Source organism: Agreia pratensis, from assembly GCF_900177685.1.
Taxonomy (GTDB): Bacteria; Actinomycetota; Actinomycetes; order Actinomycetales; family Microbacteriaceae; genus Agreia; species Agreia pratensis.
Genome location: NZ_FXAY01000002.1, coordinates 466,275 through 482,550 on the forward strand (window position 1 = coordinate 466,275; position 16,276 = coordinate 482,550).

A 16,276-nucleotide genomic window follows, 5' to 3' on the forward strand; every position below is an offset into this window, starting at 1 on the left:
TCCTGGGCTAAGACGCCTGCGCGATCTGGATGAGGCGAGCCGGCTCCGCACGCCGGATGATTCGTGCACGGCCCGGCACGGCGGGGGTCGCGTGCACGCCGGGCCAGAGGGGTCCTTCTGCTCGTTCGCCCGAGAGCAGAATTCCTGTGGCGCCCATGTCTTTGATGGTCTGCAGAGTGTTCTCGTAGAGGGCTCGGGCTGATCCGGCCACGGGCCTTGTGAGGATGATGCTGAGGCCGAGGTCGCGTGCCTGTGGCAGGAACGGCAGAAGCGGGTCGAGGGGGCCGGTGTTGCCGGCGGCGACGATGTCGTAGTCGTCGATGACAGCGACGATTCTGAGGGTGGTGGGAGACTCGCCTCGCTGTCGCTTGGTGAGTTCGAGGGCGAGAGCTGCGGAGAGTTCCTTGGCCGTGGCGCCGTTGGTTGCGTGGCCGCCGAGGTACTCGTCGGGAAGGGTGGAGGCGAGATGGCCACGCGGTTCCATCAGGGCGATGACGATCTCTTCCGGAGTATTGCGTGAGACGAGTCCATTGAGGATCTGGCGAATCAGGGTTGTTTTTCCGGATTCGGGATCGCCGAGTACGAGGAGGTGCTGGTCGCGGCCCGCGAAGTCGACGAGCGCAGGCTCCATGGTGTCTTGGCGCAGACCGATGGGAATGCGGTCGGGTTCATCGAACTCGTCGGGCAGCTCGCTCGGGTCGAGGTTCGCGGGCAAGAGCCGAATCGGTGTCGCCGATGGCCCGCTCCACGATGCTGCCGTTCGTGTGGCAAGAGCGGTGAGTGCGTCTCCCGTCTGTTCGTCGGGCACATCGTCGATGGTGGGCATGGCGAGCTGGGCGAAGAGACTGTCGGTCGTCAGGATGCGTCCGGGCTGCTTGAGCGTCGTCGACAGCTTGCGAGAGATCGTGGATTCGGAGGGGTCGTTGAGGCGAAGCTCGTATTTGTTGCCGATCAGAGGCTGGAGCCTCATCGGCAGTTCGGCCCAGCGGGTGAGGGCGACCACGAGGTGGATTCCGAACGAGCCGCCTCGAGTGAGGAGGTCGGTCATGGAGGTCTCGAGGTGCTCGAAGTCGCTTCGGATGAGTCCGTAGCCGTCGACGAGCAGAATCACATCGGGTGAGATCAGTTGGGGCAGTTCTCCGCGTTGGTGACGTGCTCGCAGTTGCGGCAGAGACTCGATGCGATGCTCGCGGAACAGACGTTCGCGTACGGCGAGCATGGCGTGGAGTTCCTCGAGGAGCCGAACCTGGTGTTCTGTGTCTTGCCGGGTCGCGATGCCTCCGACGTGGGGGAACGGTTCGAGCCGGGCCAGGCCTGATCCCGTGAGATCGAGCCCGTAGATCGTGGCCTGGGTCGGCGTGTGGGTCGTGGCGATGCCCGCCGCCATGGTGCGCAGAAATGTGGAGCGCCCTGATTGGGGTGCGCCGATGATCGCGTGGTGTCCGCCGGCGGCTGCAAGATCGATGTTCCACGGGCCTTGATGCTGGTGGGTGGGATCGTCGATGAGACCGATGGGAACACGCAGCAGCCGCTTCTTGGTCTCGTTGAGCACGTGGAAGAGGGGAAGTCGTTCGGGCAGGGGGGGCAGCCAGACGGGAGTTGTCGGCGAGATGCCAGGCTTGAGCCGGGCGACGGCGTCATCGATGAGAGCCGGTCCGTCGTTCTGGATAACGGGCGCGATGCTTCCGCGGGAGGCAGCGAGTTGAGCTTCGATGGTATTCGTCGGCGGCAGCGCGAATGCGCCGATGGAGTCGTCGTCGAGGTCGATGGTCGGGCCGGGCGTCGGGCCGGAGACGTAGCCTGAGACGAATCGGGTGTAGACGGTGGTGTCTACTTTGAGATAGCCGTAGCCGGGAACGGGTGGCAGCCGGAAGGCATCCGGGGTGTTGAGCACGACCTGCGACTCCTGCTCGGAGAAGGTGCGGAGGCCGATGCGGTAGGAGAGATAGCTGTCGAGGCCCTTGAGTTTGCCCCCCTCGATGCGCTGGCTCGAGAGCAGCATGTGCACGCCGATGGATCGACCGATGCGGCCTATCGTCAGCAGGAGTTCGATGAATTCCGGCTCCGCAGTGAGGAGTTCTCCGAACTCATCGATGACCAGAAAGAGGTGCGGCATCGGGGGCAGCGAGGGGTTTTCGGCGCGCGCGGCCCGATATTCGGTGATGGATGCGAGGGCTCCCGCGTCTTTCAGCTGTTGCTGTCGGCGCACGACCTCACCGGCGATGGATGCGCGGGCTCGCTCCACGAGGCCGGCTTCGCCCTCGAGGTTGTCGATGAGACCGGCGATGTGAGGCAGGCTGGCGAAGGGGTTGAACGCGGCGCCACCCTTGTAGTCGACGAGGATCATGGAGATGTCGTCGGGGCTGTGCTGCGTTGCGAGAGCCAATACGAGGGTGCGCAGAAACTCGCTCTTGCCCGAACCGGTCGCGCCGATGCAGATTCCATGCGGCCCCATGCCGCCGTGCGCGGATTCCTTGATGTCGAGAAGCACAGGATTGCCGGTGTCATCGCCGCCGACGGCCACTCGCAGGAATTCTGCCGCCGTGCGGGGAGCCTGCCAGCGGCGAGGGTCGATCTCTGAGACAGCATCGACGCCGAGGAGCTCGAGGGCGTTGATGTCTCGTACGGTGCCGGCCTCGTGGCGAGATGCCGTGGTCAGTTGAAGCGGAGCGAGCATCGACATCAGCCTGGAGAAGGCGGCGACGGGCAGCGAGTCAGGAGTGATGTTCTCGACGTTCGGCTGGTCGGTGGTGCCGGGGTACTGGATCGTGACGGTGCCGCTCGCCTCATCGGCGACGATGCGAAGCGATGTCTCGCCGGGTTCGTGCAGTCGGTCGGACACGACGGCGATGACGACGACCCCGATACGAGTGAGTGCATCGAGCGGCATTCCGAGGGAGCCGACCGGTGACGTGCTGTGGTCGATGACGAGCGCGAGCGGAGCATCCGGCGTATCGCTGCCGCCTCGACTTGCGGCCATTCTGGTGAAGCGGGCGCTGAACTCGTCTCGAAGCAGAGCTCCCAGACCCTCGGTTGTCGTTGCCACACGGCGAAGGGGCAGCGGGCCGTCCCACTGCCCATCGATCTGCGCGTGCGGAAGCAGGTCGGCGCCGTCCCACGCGCCTCGGGCGTCGGGAGGAACAACGAGCCCGAGCTGCAGATCGTCGGGGGAATGGAATGCCGCCAGCTGCGCGACGATGGTGCGGGCAATGTGCCGGCCCTGCTCGGGCGAGGCCACGATCGAGACGACCGGCGTCGCCGTGAGGTCGATCGAGACGGGCATGCCGCCGATATGCGCGTAATTCGACGAGACCCCGCGTGCTTCTCTCGCCATGATCGGATCGAAGGGCTGCACGGGATTGGGGTCTTCTGGGACGCTCAGAGTGAACCAGGTGCGGATCCCCGTGCCGATGCGGGCATGAAGAAAGTCCGCGTCGGTGCGTCTGCGCTCCCACACTCGCGCCGGGTCGGGAACGACATCGAACAGCTCCGACGGCGCTGGGTGAACGGTCAGAGCTTGACGCCGGATGCGAGAGCGTGAGCTGCGGAGCTCGCTGCGAATGTTCTCGAGGTAGTCCAGATAGCGTTCGCGGGCGTGACGGCGGGCGCGAACCTGCCGACCCCGCGAAGACAGCGCCATCCCGACCCCGCCCGTCAGGGCGACGACGAGAACCATTGCCCCGACGACGACCATGATCGGGTTGGAGCGCAGGACGACCATCATGGTGATCGACGACATCGACCCCAGAACCGGCAGTAGGGACTGCAACGGCAGCCCTCCCACCGGCGCATCGCCGAGCGGCGGCGGCACCGCGAGAACCTGCTGCTCTGGCGGAGTGACGGGTTCGGTCACGCGGGCTGGGCGGTGGATCATGATCGCGCTCATCGTTCGACCTCGTGCGCTCTGGCCGGCGACGGCGCACCCGGTCTCAGGCTCGCCGTCAGGAGTGCAGCCGCCAGATAGGTCAGGCTTCGTTGATTTCTTCTGCGCATGATCCTGCTCTCGGGGCCGGTGAGACTGCGGTCGAAGACGATGCTCGGCACAGAGAGGTAGGGCCCCACGCTGCGCGCCCAACTACCGCGCTGCCGGGTCGCGTTAGTGAAAGCGATTACGGTCGGCGTGCTGTCGGTTCGGGTTGCAAGAGCCGTCGCGAGGGCGACTGCGCTCTCTGCTGTGGGTCTGTCGAAGGGGGCGACGACGCAGATCGCATGGGCGGAGGCTGCAGCCTCGAGCGCTCCAGTCGCCGGGCCCTGCATTCCCCAATCGATGCAGTGGATGTCGAAGAATCGGTCATCGATGTCGGGATCGGCAACCCAGACGAGGCGGTCGAGGCTCAGACTCTCGTGCAGCGACGTCGGCAACGCTGAGAGTTGCTCTGCCGAGGGGATCGAGTGGGCGGCGATCTCCGGCCCGGCGACCTGGCTCGTGGTGACGACTCGGCCCGACCGGTGTCTCGCAAGGGTCTGCGCGGTCAGCCGACAGACCGACGCTGTGTCGACGTCGGCACTGGGCGTCAGAAAAGCTATTCGTCGCACGGTGGGCACTGACACAGCAACGTCTGCGAGGGATTTCTCCAGTGCGTTCTGACTTGTTGCCGTCTCCCACAGAGAAGTAGGCGAGAGCGCGTTGGGCTCACTCATCAGAACACGCCGAGCATGAATTCGTAGACGCCGAAGACGCCGAGAACCGAAGGAATGAGAGAGAGCGCGGCGAGCGTCTCGAGCTGATCGCCGAGACGACGCAGCCGGATGCGCCCCTGAACCGATGGGCTGGCTAGGGTCGCTGCGACCACCGCCGCCGCACAAACCCCGAGAATCACGACCTGAACCCAGCTCGGCGCGGCGGAAGCCGACACGATTCCGGCGAGAACTCCGACCGCCCCGGCCGCCCATACCGGCCACGCCTGCGTCGCCAGGGGCATCACGCGGGTGCGGAGCAGTGTCACCACGACTATGCCCGCGCCGAGCAGGGGCGACCACACGTCGGGTTGGGCGACCAACCAGGCGGCCGTGAACGCGAGCCAGAAGGCGATCGCGTACACCGTCCAGGCGAACACGCCGTATGCGGCCGTCACCGTTCGTTCGACGGTGTCCCTGCCCGGGAGTAGACCCGCGATGACTCGGTCATCCAGAGCTGTCGTTCCCGAAACGGTCAGCGCCAGAGCGGGGAGCATCCCGAGAGCGGCCACCGCGACGAGGCCGATGATCGCCGCCGAATGTGTGACACCCACACCGGTGGTCAAGAAGATGACGCTGAGCGCCGAGAAGAGCACACCAATGCCGGCGCCGACTCCTGCTGACAGCTCGCGGCGTCCGACTCCGAAACAGCAGCCCAGGGCGAACCAGACGAGGCCCGACAAGACTGCGACGTAGAGCGGTGCGAAAGCGGCGACTCTTGAGAGATCGGTCGAGACCAGCGCCGCCAGAACAACGGACGAACCGAGAGCACCGCCCGCCATCAGCAGGCTTGCGGCCCGAAGCCGCGCGAGACCGAGGGCCGCAGAGCCGAAGGCGAGCACGATGAACGCGCACCACGCGATCCAGGCGGCGGAGGGCGTGACGGTCGACAACGAGACTGCCGCGAGTACAGCGGTCGCCATCGCTCCGGCCGTCGTCCTGTGTCTATCCGACCAGGCGCGTGCGGTGGTGTCTCGGAGCTCGGCGACGGCATCGGTGACGTCGGTGATCTCAGGAGGAGCCGGCGCATCCTCCGTGCGAATCAGAAGTAAGACGTTTCCGTCGACGACCTCTTGATCAGAGAGGGTCAGTGCGGAGTCGATTTCGACTCCCACCGGGGTCACCAAGGTCAGTGCACCGGCCTCTGCGCCAACGGGCTCGTCGAGTAAAGCCGCGATGTCGACCAGATGAACTCCGACCGGCTCGCTCGAGGGCAGAACGAGAGTGGCCTTCTTCACAGTGCCGATGACGGTGATTCGAGTGAATGTGCTCATCGCTGGGGTTCCTCGCTGGGGGAAGGCTGGGGGCTGATCACAGATGTGGTGTTCTGCTGAGTCTGCTGTTGTTTGCTGAGCAGGTCGGTGACGAACCCGACTCCCACGCAGGCCGCCGAAGCCACAGCTCCGAGGATGACGCCGACGATCAACCGCATAACGAGCGAACGTGCGCTGCGTCGGGCGCCGAGCGCTCCGTGCAGGAAGGCGCCGTGCAGCCGCTCTCGGTGGGTTCGCACAGACTCCAGCAGAGCCTGGTCGTCGTGTTTCGCCACTACTCACCACCTCGCCCGGTGCTGGTCTCCGGTGCCACGAAAGCGAGGGTGTGCTCACCAATGCGAAGAACATCCGACAGCTCGAGTCGAGTTCGGGTCTGCGCAATCAAGGGCAGCAGGGTCTCTTGTGGCGCCCTGACCAGCGTGGTTCCATTCGTCGACCCCAGATCAGTCACGAAGAGATCGCCTTCCGGTGTGGTCTCGAGGAGTAGATGGTTCTTCGACATCATGCGCGATAAGTCGGCAATAGCGACTATCGAGTGACCGGGAGCAGCCGTGGGATTTCGCCCAACGAGAACTCGCGGAGCCATCGTGTGTCGCGACTTGCCGTCGACCACCACGATTCGCCGCGCATCACCTCGGGCGGGCCGGAGAATCGTCAGGTCTACGTCGGCCGTATCCGATCTGCTCTGAGCTGTTCGGTGATCGACGTTCGCCCGCGGAGCGGGTGGCACCTCGGAGACAGTGAACGAGGGAGTCCAGGATTCGGTGGTGTTCCCAAACTCCGCATACGGGAGTAGCGCGGGTACGGCAAGTGTCGGAGTGATCGGGTCGCGTCCCTGCCGGATGTCTGCGAGCCACGTCGGCGGCGGCGGCACGAGCTGTGCGTAGCCCAGTGGGGCGCCGTCGTGATCTGTCACCTGTCGAATCCCTGCAAGCATCCAGCCCCAGGTCTGACCTCGGGATGCCCAGAAATGAAACTGCACACCGGCGATGAAAAGCAGAGCTACCAGAGCGACAGAGCCCGCACCTTTCCCCGCTCCTATGAATGCGGCGACGCATCCACCGATACAGATCATGGCGATGAAGATGTCGATGCAGACCCCGTAGACGATCTGCTCCGGGCGCGCGCGGGAAACGTCTCGCGAGGGCGAAATTGCAGGGGAGCCCAGGCGCGACGGACCCGGCTTTCGCAGTGACCGGCGGCTGGGCGCAGAGTGCGAACTCGACGGATCGAGATGAGTCGCTCGGCTCATTAACTATTCCTTCCGCGACCCCAGTGGCAACAGTATGACATTCGTCACTTTAGATTTGACACCCGATTGGGTTACGCTCAGCTTCGTTATCAGCATCATCACCGTTCTGGGGAACAACAACCGGAGGTTGGATCGATCGTGAAATTTGCCATGGGAGCCGATGTGCTCACACAGCTCACCAAGAAGACGTCGACATCGAGCGATGACCTCGGTGCTCTCGTGCGCCAGCTCGCGGAGGCGGGTGCGCCGCTCGAAGGAAAGTTCAATGGTGCGGGCCGCGCTGCGTTCGATCAGTTCAAAGCGAACACCGACCAGATCTCCGCCGAACTCAACGCCGCACTCGCTGCTGTGCTCGCCGGGGTCGCCGGCATGGACCGCTCCTTCCAAGAAGGCGACCGCGACATGGCCGACCAGACCCGCTCCACGCAGGGATCCGTCAGTTTCGACGCCGCCCGTTTCAGCGGCTCCCATTAAGCAGTAGCTAGCGCACAGAGATTTTAGGAGACAACCATGTCCGGTAACCAGACAGACCGTCGCGACTACGACGTTGCAGCATCCCAGAACGCGCAAGACAACTTCCTCCAGACCGCCGCGCGCCTCGAGGCCCTCATCGACCAGCGTGATGCCGACGTGCGTAACGCCATGGCCGATTACCAGGCCGACGGTGTCTCGGACGAGTATGCGGCGAAAGAGCTGCGTTGGAAGAACGCGGCTGCTGGCGTGAAGCAGATTGTCGACACGGTGCGTAAGAGCCTCGAGCAGAATGACGAGTCGGCACAGTCGGCCATCCAGAAGGCGAAGTCTGCCGTCGGCAACATCGGCTGACAAAGCCGACGGCGTGCACGAACCCGAAGCATGTAACTCGTGCCGGGCGGTTCGTTGGACGACACTCGGAAATACTCACGATGATTGATCTTGATCCTCAGCCGACGCCATTGAGGCATCCCTTTGTTGACGAATACGGCGACGGGTGGATTGCATTCTTCACGGACCGTGAACTCGTCCACGCCTCTGTAGCGCGAATCGGCCTACTCGTCGACGCCAACCGTGCCGGCGTCGTACCTGTCATCGTGACGCAGGCGTACGCGCGCCTGACTTGGCCGATGCTGCAATATGTCGGCGAGTTCGGTGCCGTGTGGCTGGTCCGTGGCTTGGACGGAGGCTTCGTCAACGGCCTTACGGGGGTGGAGACATCCACTATTCATGACGCCGTATCGCAACGTACCGCGCCGATACTGGGTCCTACAGGTGCACTCGCTGCGAACCGTGACAGCGGACACTCGACCGCTGCCAAGCTGGTGCTGCTGACCCTGATTGTCCACCACCGCGCTCGTTTCGAAACGATTCTTGGCGGGGCTCTGGAGACTCTCGCGCTACCGATGACGGGCTCACCACTCTCGTCATGGGGCCAGTTCGAACCCCTGCCACATGAGTGGGACGCGCAAAAATTGACCGAAAGCGTTCGGACGCAGATGCCGGAGACGGTGCGCTACGTCGCTGCTTGCGGCAACGCCGTCGGCCGTCTCTCCGCGACTGCCCGAGTCTCGCGGACCGAACATGGTGTCTCCGAAAACCTGCGGGTGCTCGTGTCGGTCCCGACCACAATCCCCGTTGTCCCGACGATCCATACTCTGTTCGAGAGCCTTGCGACGGAACACCAGATCGTGTTCGGATCAGCGTTCAGTGTGCATGGCCGCCAGGACTTAAGCTTCGGACTCGCCTCAACAGGCGCGCCTGTGCCTATTGCGGTCCTCATTGGTGCACGCGCAATTCGAGATACCGCGATCAACGTCGCCAACCTGGCCGAGGAACTCGACGCCGTCAGCCTTGGGCGACCTCGCACACCAAGCGCACTCCTTACTTTCGACCAAGAGCCGGCCACCGCCTGGGAGCAGCTCAATGCCGCCGCGTCCCATTTCGATCCGACACTGGTTGCTCGCGCCATGGGATTTGGAGCTACCAATGCCGCATGAGTACATCCTTCAAACCCAGCTACCTGTTGGGCTGCCCGAGATCCTTCTGGCAGCGAACTCCGTCGACCCTGACTACGGCATCCGCGGAATCGGAGGAACTGACACGCTTCAGATCAGCCTCCCTGACGGTCTGCCGCTTGTGACTATCCTCCCGAGCGCCGAACTCTCACGCAGGGTGGACCCCATCACTCTCGGCGCATCAGCAACGGAACACAGCGAACGATTCTGGACCGAAGCACTCGCACCATGGGAAAGCAGCCCCCGAGACGTGGCGGTCCTGTTAGAGCGAGTCGCCACGGCGTGCAAGGGGCGTGTGACCGCAAACCGCCAACACTTGTCTGAAAGCAGATCATGACCTACAACATCGATCCGGCCGGCGTCCAAGGCGTACTTGCGAAAGTCATGGAGCAGGGAACCACTCTGGCGACGACGCTGTCAGGCGTGGCCACCGTAGACCTACCGCAGTCCACAGGACTTAACGATGACCTGGGCGCGGTCGGCGCCGCATTGAGCAGTCTTCTTGAGCGTGAGCAGGACACAATCGCATCCATTAGCAACTGCATTGCAGCCGGCGTCAACGCAGCAGTTACGACAACCATGGCGTACATCCAGGGTGACGAGGAGATGGCGGTCAACGCGGTGCACGCAGCCGAGCAGGCCGCCCTCGACGGAAACTTCGACTACTTCACCACAGGCGCCGGCCGCTACATCCCACCTGAAGCACCCGAAGAGTCAACGACTGCGTCCTATGCCGACGGAGCGGATCCGTCTGACGCGGACAATCAAGCGGTTGTGGCGGGAGCCTCATCTTCCACGCCGGATAGCGCTCAGAACGGGGTCTCGATGGCCGGGGGATCTGCGGGTGTCGTTGACTCGGGCATTCGGGAAGCCACGTTCCTGATTCCTCAGGAGCCAGACCAGGCGGCGTCGAGCTCGGAACTTGAGTTTGAGGGCGGGCCCGTGGTGGTTGAGCTTCGCCCTGACCAGTTAGCATCGGTTTTTCCTGAGAGCACCTCGGCCGACGTGTCTTCCGCGGATCATGTGGCGTCAAGTTCGGGATTGGTGTTTGATGGCGGGCCTCTGATCGTTGAGCTTCGTCCTGACCAATCCATCCCAATACTGCCTGACAACGCCGCAGCCGACGTGTCTGACGCGGACCATTCGGCGTCGAGCTCGGAACTTGAGTTTGAGGGCGGGCCCGTGGTGGTTGAGCTTCGCCCCGACCAATTAGCCCCGGCTTTTCCTGAGACCAGCTCGGTCGACGTGTCTCCAGCGGATCATGTGGCATCGAGCTCGGGATTGGTGTTTGAAGGCGGTCCCTTAGCGGTCGACCATGGTCCCGATCAGTCAATCTCGACTTCGCTCGGGGACGCCGCGGCTGGCGGACCTCCCGCGGATCATGTGGCGTCGAGTTCGGGATTGGAGTTTGAAGGCGGCCCCTTGGTGGTCGAGCTTGGTCCCGATCAATTAAGACGACTCTTCGGTGGAGGACGCCATGTCTGACGGGCCACTCCCCACGTATGACCTCATCCAGCCGGAGAAAATCCCCGGACGTTCGATAGAGGTCAAAGACATTCACTCGCTCGCCGACAAGTTCAACACCGCCGCTATATCGATACGCGAGCAGGGTGTGCAAGTCGAAACAGAGTGGGGTGGGCTGGCGGGAGTGTATGACGCGCCTGAGGCCCCGGAACTGTTCATGATCGTCAAAGGAAACCGTGGCGTTGGCGTACTCACCGGCGATCTCGCCACGGCATACAGCAAGGCTTCCAGCGCCATAAGCACACTTGCTTATGCCCTCACAGGTCCAGTGAATCAACTCAAAGACCTCTATCAAGATGCCACAACGTTTGTTTCCACGATTCACGGAGGCATGATCGAGCAGTCGGCCAGTAGCAGTACGACTGGAGTCGCGAACTACACCAAAGATGTCCTGTGGTCCGACGACATCGCCACGAAGCGGCGAAACACTGAACTGATACACGCTGTCAACGCGGAAGTCGCCAAGCTTGACGAGGCCCAAGCAGAAGCAGTCAACGCGCTCAACGCGATCGATCCAACCGTGCAGGAACTATTCAAGGCGCCATACGTACCGACCAGCCTTGACGATCTGAACACGCCGGGCGTGCCGCTCTCTTGGGGGCCATCGCGAACGCCACCGTCATGCGGCGGCGAAAACATAGGAAATGCCATCGGCCAATGGTTCGGCGACAGCGTGAACAGCATCACATCGCTGGGCGGATACGACATCTACACGGGGAAAGAATCGTGGGACACGGCCGGAGCGGCCTGGTCAGGGCTGGGGATGACGGCTGCAGGGCTCCTGCTATTCGCATCACCCGCCGGATGGGCATGGCAGGCCTCAGCAGCAGCCTCGAAAGCGATGGGCCAAGACCGTCCCGAGCTACTCAAACCGGTAGATGATTTCGTCAACGGAGCGGGCAATCAGCTGGCAGGTGCTGTTGGTGGCTTCACTCAATGGGACACCTGGCGGACCGATCCCGGTAAGGCGGCGACGAATGTGATCCTGAACGTCGGTTCGCTTGCAATTCCTGCGGGTGGAGCCGGGGCTGCGGCCAAGGCGTTGGCTGGCGCCAAAGTTGGAGCGCTCGTCGAGAAGTTCATCGATGTCGGTTCGAAGATACGCGGCCCGGCTGGTGAAGCGATCTCGGGTGGTCTCAGGGCAGGTGCGAACGGCGTCGGCGATGCGTTGAAAGTGCTCGAAGCCGCCAGGCAGGCACCCGCTGCTCTCGCGCGTGAGATGGCTGCGGCCGTGAAACCGCATCTACCCGTCTGGCAGCCCAGCATCGCCGGTGTTGGAGACGGCGTGACGCACATGACCGGCGACGGGGGAGTGGGTACTGCCTCTGGGGTGGGGCATGCCGGCGGCAGCGGTGGGTCCTCGGGTACGCACGGCACGAGCCCATCCGATGGCTATGATCCGCGGAACTACAACAGTGACGGCACGATCAAGGAAGGCAAGTACGGCGAGCTCAGTCCCGAACGCCGTCAAGAACTACTAGACCAGCAGGCCGCGCACGATGCTCAGATGGCGGGCTCCACGCCGGGCGAGCATCAGAGCGACCCAGCGGTTGGTCACGATTCGGGGCATGACGAAGCAGGCCATGCTGGGTCAGACGGTGCAGCTGGCACGGGCCCCGATCATGCAGGGACGAACGGTGGGGCGAGTAATCACGGGCCGGACCGTACCGTTGAGGATGCGTTGCCGTGGAACCCTACTTCTGAGGTGCTTGACCCCAATAGGACCTATACGAATATCGAGAAGAGCGAGTTCGGTGAGGCCCAGTCAGACGCATACATGCGCGCTAAGGGGTACGAGCGGATCGATATTCCACACACCAACGTTTCACATAACGGAATCGACGCCATTTACCGGAGTCCTGATGGTCACTTTGTGATCGTTGAGGCGAAGTTCGGAACGGCAGGGCTGAAAGGCGGCGCACTCGATGGGCGCCAGATGTCAGAACCTTGGCTTACTGGCGGAGGTGCCGGAGGAATAGACCGCATTTCTAATGCTGTCCAGGGAAACAAGGAATTGGCTGACGCGATCAAGGGTGCCCTCGAGAGGAATGACGTCACGCTCGTGATGACCAAGATTGATCGGTTCGGTGTCGTGACGCCGAGGCTTCTAAATTATGGGGGCTACGTGGTTCGGGGAGCGACTCCGAAACTGTGAAAATGAAGTATTCGTCGCACACGGTTAGGAGGCCTTCTGATGCGCATGAGAGACACTCGGGCGAGTGAAGAGTACTTCGAGAAGTACCGAAAGAATCAGGAGTACGGTGTGAGCCGCAGTCTTGCCGTTGTGAATGGCCTCGTGGATGTGGAAAGAGAACCGCGCAAAGCTCTGGACAAGATTCGAGGTTACGCGAGTTCGCATCTCGGGCTTGTGAAGTATGCCTACTCGATGGGCTTTCCCGTCAGTGATATCCGTGAGTTGGTGCCCGCAGCGATCCGTGCGCTGGTCATCGAAAAGGCGACAAACGTTCGGATTCTTCCGGCTGAAACAATCAAGATTAGGCATAATTTCAGCACTCAGCGCGATAACTACATTGACGCATTAGAGATTTTGTCGCTCGCGGTGATCTTCGATCTGCCTACCGGTGAGATTAGTGAAGCGACCTCGGATGCGGGCGGCGACACCTTGTTCGAGTTGATTGCGTCGGGGCAGACATCGTTGGCGGCGGATGCTCCGGTGCATTTGGCGTGGCCGCGGCCGTATGGCCGGTTGTTGGCTGTGTTTCAGGCGGAGGAGTCGAAGCGGCCTAAGTTGATGCTGGCCTTCTTGAAAGTGTGGCATCAGCAGAACAAAGGCGTGACGTGGTGGAAATCACACGAAATCGTTGACGTCGGTGGCCTGTTTTATGGTGGGTACTGGTGTTTCGAAGCTGCTGCGGTGGTGAAGTTGCTGGGTATTGATGATTCGTCGTTTCGCGACAACGAGTTTTATCCCGCTGATCTTGTCCATCCTGATGAGGAGTGAAGAGTGAGTGGTCTGAGTTCTGTTCCTGGCAGCTTTGCTGAGGCTCGGCCGTGGTTGCTGCCTCGCGTGTATGGGGCGGCTCAGGCATCCATCGAGTATTTGGAGTTGGTGAGCTCCAAGGCTGAGTCCGGGTATCCGGCGTTGCAGCCGGTTACGCGGGATCTTCAGCTGGGTGTGTCGGTGGGGCTGGAGTCTGGCTACGCCAAGGTCAGTGCGGCCACACTTTCTCAGTGGGGAGTGACTTTGGAGCAGGCCCTCGACGGCGCCGTGAAGAATTCGTTGGATCGTGAGCTCGATTTGGCCCTTCTGGCTGAAGGCACTTTTCTGATCAACGACGAGAAGTACGCGGCCGTGTGGCGGCACCCGGTTCTCGCGGAGTCGTTACCCATCGCGGGCGCACCGATTGTATTAGCTGCCACCGCCTCGATGACCGTGGTGTGCGGTGCGGATTCCCCCGATGGGCTGCTCGTGATGGCCGCAACCGTGGAGCAGATATTGCGTTCGGGCGTGCGCGTCGAGTCGATCACCCCGCAGCGGTGGGACGGGAACTCGTGGACTGCCGTGGAATGGCCTGTTGAGGTTGTCCGGAATGGTACGGCCGGGGTGATCTCTCGTTTGTTTGCAGCAGGTTTGTATTCGAGACAGCGCCCAGCGTTAGCCGGTGTCTACAAGGGGCAGGGCCATGACGTGTATGTCGCTGACTATCAGTTGGTGAAGAACCCTGAAGGGCAGATGCTGTCGATTGCGTCATGGACCGAGGGCGCGTGGATCGCTCTTCCGATCGTTGACGAGATTGTGCTGATCAGACCTGGCGGTGAAACGGTTGGTGTTGCGTGGGATCGTGCTCAAGCTGTCTTCGGATCGCTGCTGAAGCCAGCGACAACCAACCCTGAGCGGTATGTCACGCAGGGGTTCCCCACCCGAGACCAGGTCAGACAAGCGCTCGGCTAGTCGGCCGGCCGCCACTGGATGCAGCTTTTCGGATGAGAGCGGTGAATCGGCCAACGTCAGATGATGAACTGGCTGTAATTCTTGGCGAGAGGGCCGAGTTGCCGTTCAACAAGGAGCAAGAGGTCGCAAGCAATTAGGTCAACTCGAGTATCTGCGAAGGGGCGAGGAAGACTCCGAATGCTGACTTGAATAAGCCGCAGCCGAATGTGACGTATGACGTGACGGCGAGTTCGGGCAGTCATCATGTGTTTGTGACGGATGATTTGGTTCGGACAGTGTCGGCTCAGGTCGATGACTTGACGTTGGGTGACGCTCCCCGTTCCGGATGGATTCAGTCGCAGATCGCGCGGCTGGGTGGGTTGCGCTTCGAGGGTGGTCATCTGGTTTCGAACGCGACGGCGGGTGGTCGTGAGTCGATTAATATCATCGCAATGTTGAGGGATGTAAACCGCGGCTCGGGTGAGAGTTTCGGTAATCTTGAGTCAATGCTCCGTGAGGCAATTCGCGGTCGCGAAGGGGTCCCTCCCGCACATGTCTCGTTCGAGATATATCCCCACTACCCAGCGGGCGGCGGCAAAGTGCCGGATTTCGTTGAGGTTCAATACAGCATCAACGATGGTCGAATAATCAAGAAAGCATTCCCAAATGTCTGATGAAACCGGTCTTTACGCACAAAAGGAAGCATTTAACGAAGTTGGTGTTCTTCTGTACCGACTCTTGGGCGATGGAGATACTCGAATTCAGTATGTGGCCACTCTTCTCGCTCCAGTGACTTACGAGTACGTCGATGCATACAACCCTGCAGGGAAACTAGAATCACCGGATGGCAAGTTTCGGTCGGTACGGGTATCGACGGAGTTATCAAAGGCGCTTGCCGAGCTCAGGGCCGCGTCTTACCGGGAGGGCGCCGGGACCTGGTTCAGTATCAAGATCACGGTGACGGCTGCTGGTGCTGCAACGGCTGAGTATAACTATGACGAGGAGCCGGAGTGGGATGCGCCTGTTGATTCGGTTGCGTATGTGGCAGATCAGGAGAAGTTTCCTCGTGATGTGGATAAGCAGCCGGAGTGGTTGAAGCAGAAATTGGCCGAGGGGCGCGCGGCGTTGGCCGCGCGAGGCAAATGACGAACGCTTCCGGCAACGAGCTGGGCGGGATTCTTGGTGAGAGGGTCTATTTCGAGGAGACAGCTAAGGCACTCTTTTCGTTGATCCCTTCGGGGTTCGAGCGTGTTGAGTTGAGGATGAGGGCACTTGTCGGCTTTAACAGTGCCTCGGCTCGGATTCTTCGAGCTGATGGTTCCCGTGATTCTTTGAAGGATTTTGACAGTGCGACGGACGCGGCGAAGCGGTTACGTGAGGCTATGTATCGGGAGGGTGCTGGTACGTGGTTCAGTGTTCTTTTCGTGGTGACGGTCGAGGGCAAAGTTGATGTGGCATACAACTATGACGAGGAGCCGGAGTGGAAATACCCGATCGATCCGGTGTTGTATGTGCAGGATTTTGAGAGGTTCCCGCGTGACCCGGAGAACATTCCGGAGTGGTTGCAGAAGCGTGTACTTGAAGCGAGAAGCTGAGGCGACGTAGAGCCGAACAGTCGGAGTCCTGGGCCGAGCGCAGTTCACAACAAAGCGCGGAACGACCGGCT

General features: G+C 61.9%; 15 protein-coding genes. 10 read left to right on the forward strand and 5 right to left on the reverse strand.

Annotation, left to right across the window (positions count from 1 at the left end; translation table 11 throughout):
* Positions 1-7: 7 nt before the first annotated feature.
* Genes eccCa through B9Y86_RS07585 form a run of 5 tightly spaced genes read right to left on the reverse strand, consistent with a single transcriptional unit; the run spans position 8 to position 7,203 of the window.
* On the reverse strand, positions 8-3,886 hold the full coding sequence (eccCa, locus tag B9Y86_RS07565; RefSeq protein ID WP_085484581.1) for a type VII secretion protein EccCa: 3,879 nt from the start codon (positions 3,884-3,886) through the stop codon (positions 8-10).
* Positions 3,883-4,641, reverse strand: coding sequence for a hypothetical protein (locus B9Y86_RS07570; RefSeq protein WP_085484583.1), 759 nt, complete (start codon positions 4,639-4,641; stop codon positions 3,883-3,885). Before B9Y86_RS07570 ends, eccCa begins: the two co-directional genes overlap by 4 nt.
* Positions 4,641-5,951, reverse strand: a complete 1,311-nt coding sequence (locus tag B9Y86_RS07575) for an EsaB/YukD family protein (protein WP_085484585.1) — start codon at positions 5,949-5,951, stop codon at positions 4,641-4,643. The genes B9Y86_RS07570 and B9Y86_RS07575 overlap by 1 nt, the downstream gene beginning before the upstream one ends.
* Positions 5,948-6,226, reverse strand: coding sequence for a hypothetical protein (locus tag B9Y86_RS17530; RefSeq protein WP_085484587.1), 279 nt, complete (start codon positions 6,224-6,226; stop codon positions 5,948-5,950). The genes B9Y86_RS07575 and B9Y86_RS17530 overlap by 4 nt, the downstream gene beginning before the upstream one ends.
* Entirely contained in the window at positions 6,226-7,203 is a 978-nt protein-coding gene (locus tag B9Y86_RS07585) for an FHA domain-containing protein (RefSeq protein ID WP_085484589.1), read from the reverse strand. Before B9Y86_RS07585 ends, B9Y86_RS17530 begins: the two co-directional genes overlap by 1 nt.
* Before the next feature lie 138 nt (positions 7,204-7,341).
* On the opposite strand from B9Y86_RS07585, the gene B9Y86_RS07590 reads away from it, so the two are divergent.
* The 10 genes from B9Y86_RS07590 to B9Y86_RS07635 all read left to right on the forward strand — a co-directional run bounded on the left by B9Y86_RS07590 (position 7,342) and on the right by B9Y86_RS07635 (position 16,205).
* Positions 7,342-7,677 (forward strand): hypothetical protein, encoded by a 336-nt coding sequence (locus B9Y86_RS07590; RefSeq protein WP_085484591.1) that lies wholly within the window; start codon positions 7,342-7,344, stop codon positions 7,675-7,677.
* Positions 7,678-7,713: 36 nt separating this feature from the next.
* On the forward strand, positions 7,714-8,028 hold the full coding sequence (locus B9Y86_RS07595; RefSeq protein ID WP_085484593.1) for a pore-forming ESAT-6 family protein: 315 nt from the start codon (positions 7,714-7,716) through the stop codon (positions 8,026-8,028).
* 80 nt (positions 8,029-8,108) lie between these two features.
* Entirely contained in the window at positions 8,109-9,176 is a 1,068-nt protein-coding gene (locus B9Y86_RS07600) for a DUF6177 family protein (protein WP_085484595.1), read from the forward strand.
* A 351-nt stretch (positions 9,177-9,527) separates the two neighbouring features.
* Positions 9,528-10,679 carry a DUF6507 family protein gene (locus B9Y86_RS07605; protein ID WP_139824802.1) on the forward strand — a complete coding sequence of 384 codons (1,152 nt, stop codon included), beginning with the start codon at positions 9,528-9,530 and terminating at the stop codon, positions 10,677-10,679.
* Complete coding sequence (locus B9Y86_RS07610; RefSeq protein WP_139824803.1) at positions 10,672-12,873, forward strand: hypothetical protein; 2,202 nt, start codon at positions 10,672-10,674, stop codon at positions 12,871-12,873. Before B9Y86_RS07605 ends, B9Y86_RS07610 begins: the two co-directional genes overlap by 8 nt.
* A 39-nt stretch (positions 12,874-12,912) precedes the next feature.
* Positions 12,913-13,680, forward strand: coding sequence for a PoNe immunity protein domain-containing protein (locus tag B9Y86_RS07615; RefSeq protein WP_085484601.1), 768 nt, complete (start codon positions 12,913-12,915; stop codon positions 13,678-13,680).
* Between the two features lie 3 nt (positions 13,681-13,683).
* Complete coding sequence (locus tag B9Y86_RS07620) at positions 13,684-14,631, forward strand: hypothetical protein (RefSeq protein ID WP_139824804.1); 948 nt, start codon at positions 13,684-13,686, stop codon at positions 14,629-14,631.
* A 185-nt stretch (positions 14,632-14,816) separates the two neighbouring features.
* Entirely contained in the window at positions 14,817-15,284 is a 468-nt protein-coding gene (locus tag B9Y86_RS07625; protein ID WP_176223299.1) for a DNA/RNA non-specific endonuclease, read from the forward strand.
* Positions 15,277-15,756, forward strand: a complete 480-nt coding sequence (locus B9Y86_RS07630) for a hypothetical protein (RefSeq protein WP_139824805.1) — start codon at positions 15,277-15,279, stop codon at positions 15,754-15,756. Before B9Y86_RS07625 ends, B9Y86_RS07630 begins: the two co-directional genes overlap by 8 nt.
* Entirely contained in the window at positions 15,753-16,205 is a 453-nt protein-coding gene (locus B9Y86_RS07635; protein ID WP_085484609.1) for a hypothetical protein, read from the forward strand. The genes B9Y86_RS07630 and B9Y86_RS07635 overlap by 4 nt, the downstream gene beginning before the upstream one ends.
* Positions 16,206-16,276: the final 71 nt, after the last annotated feature.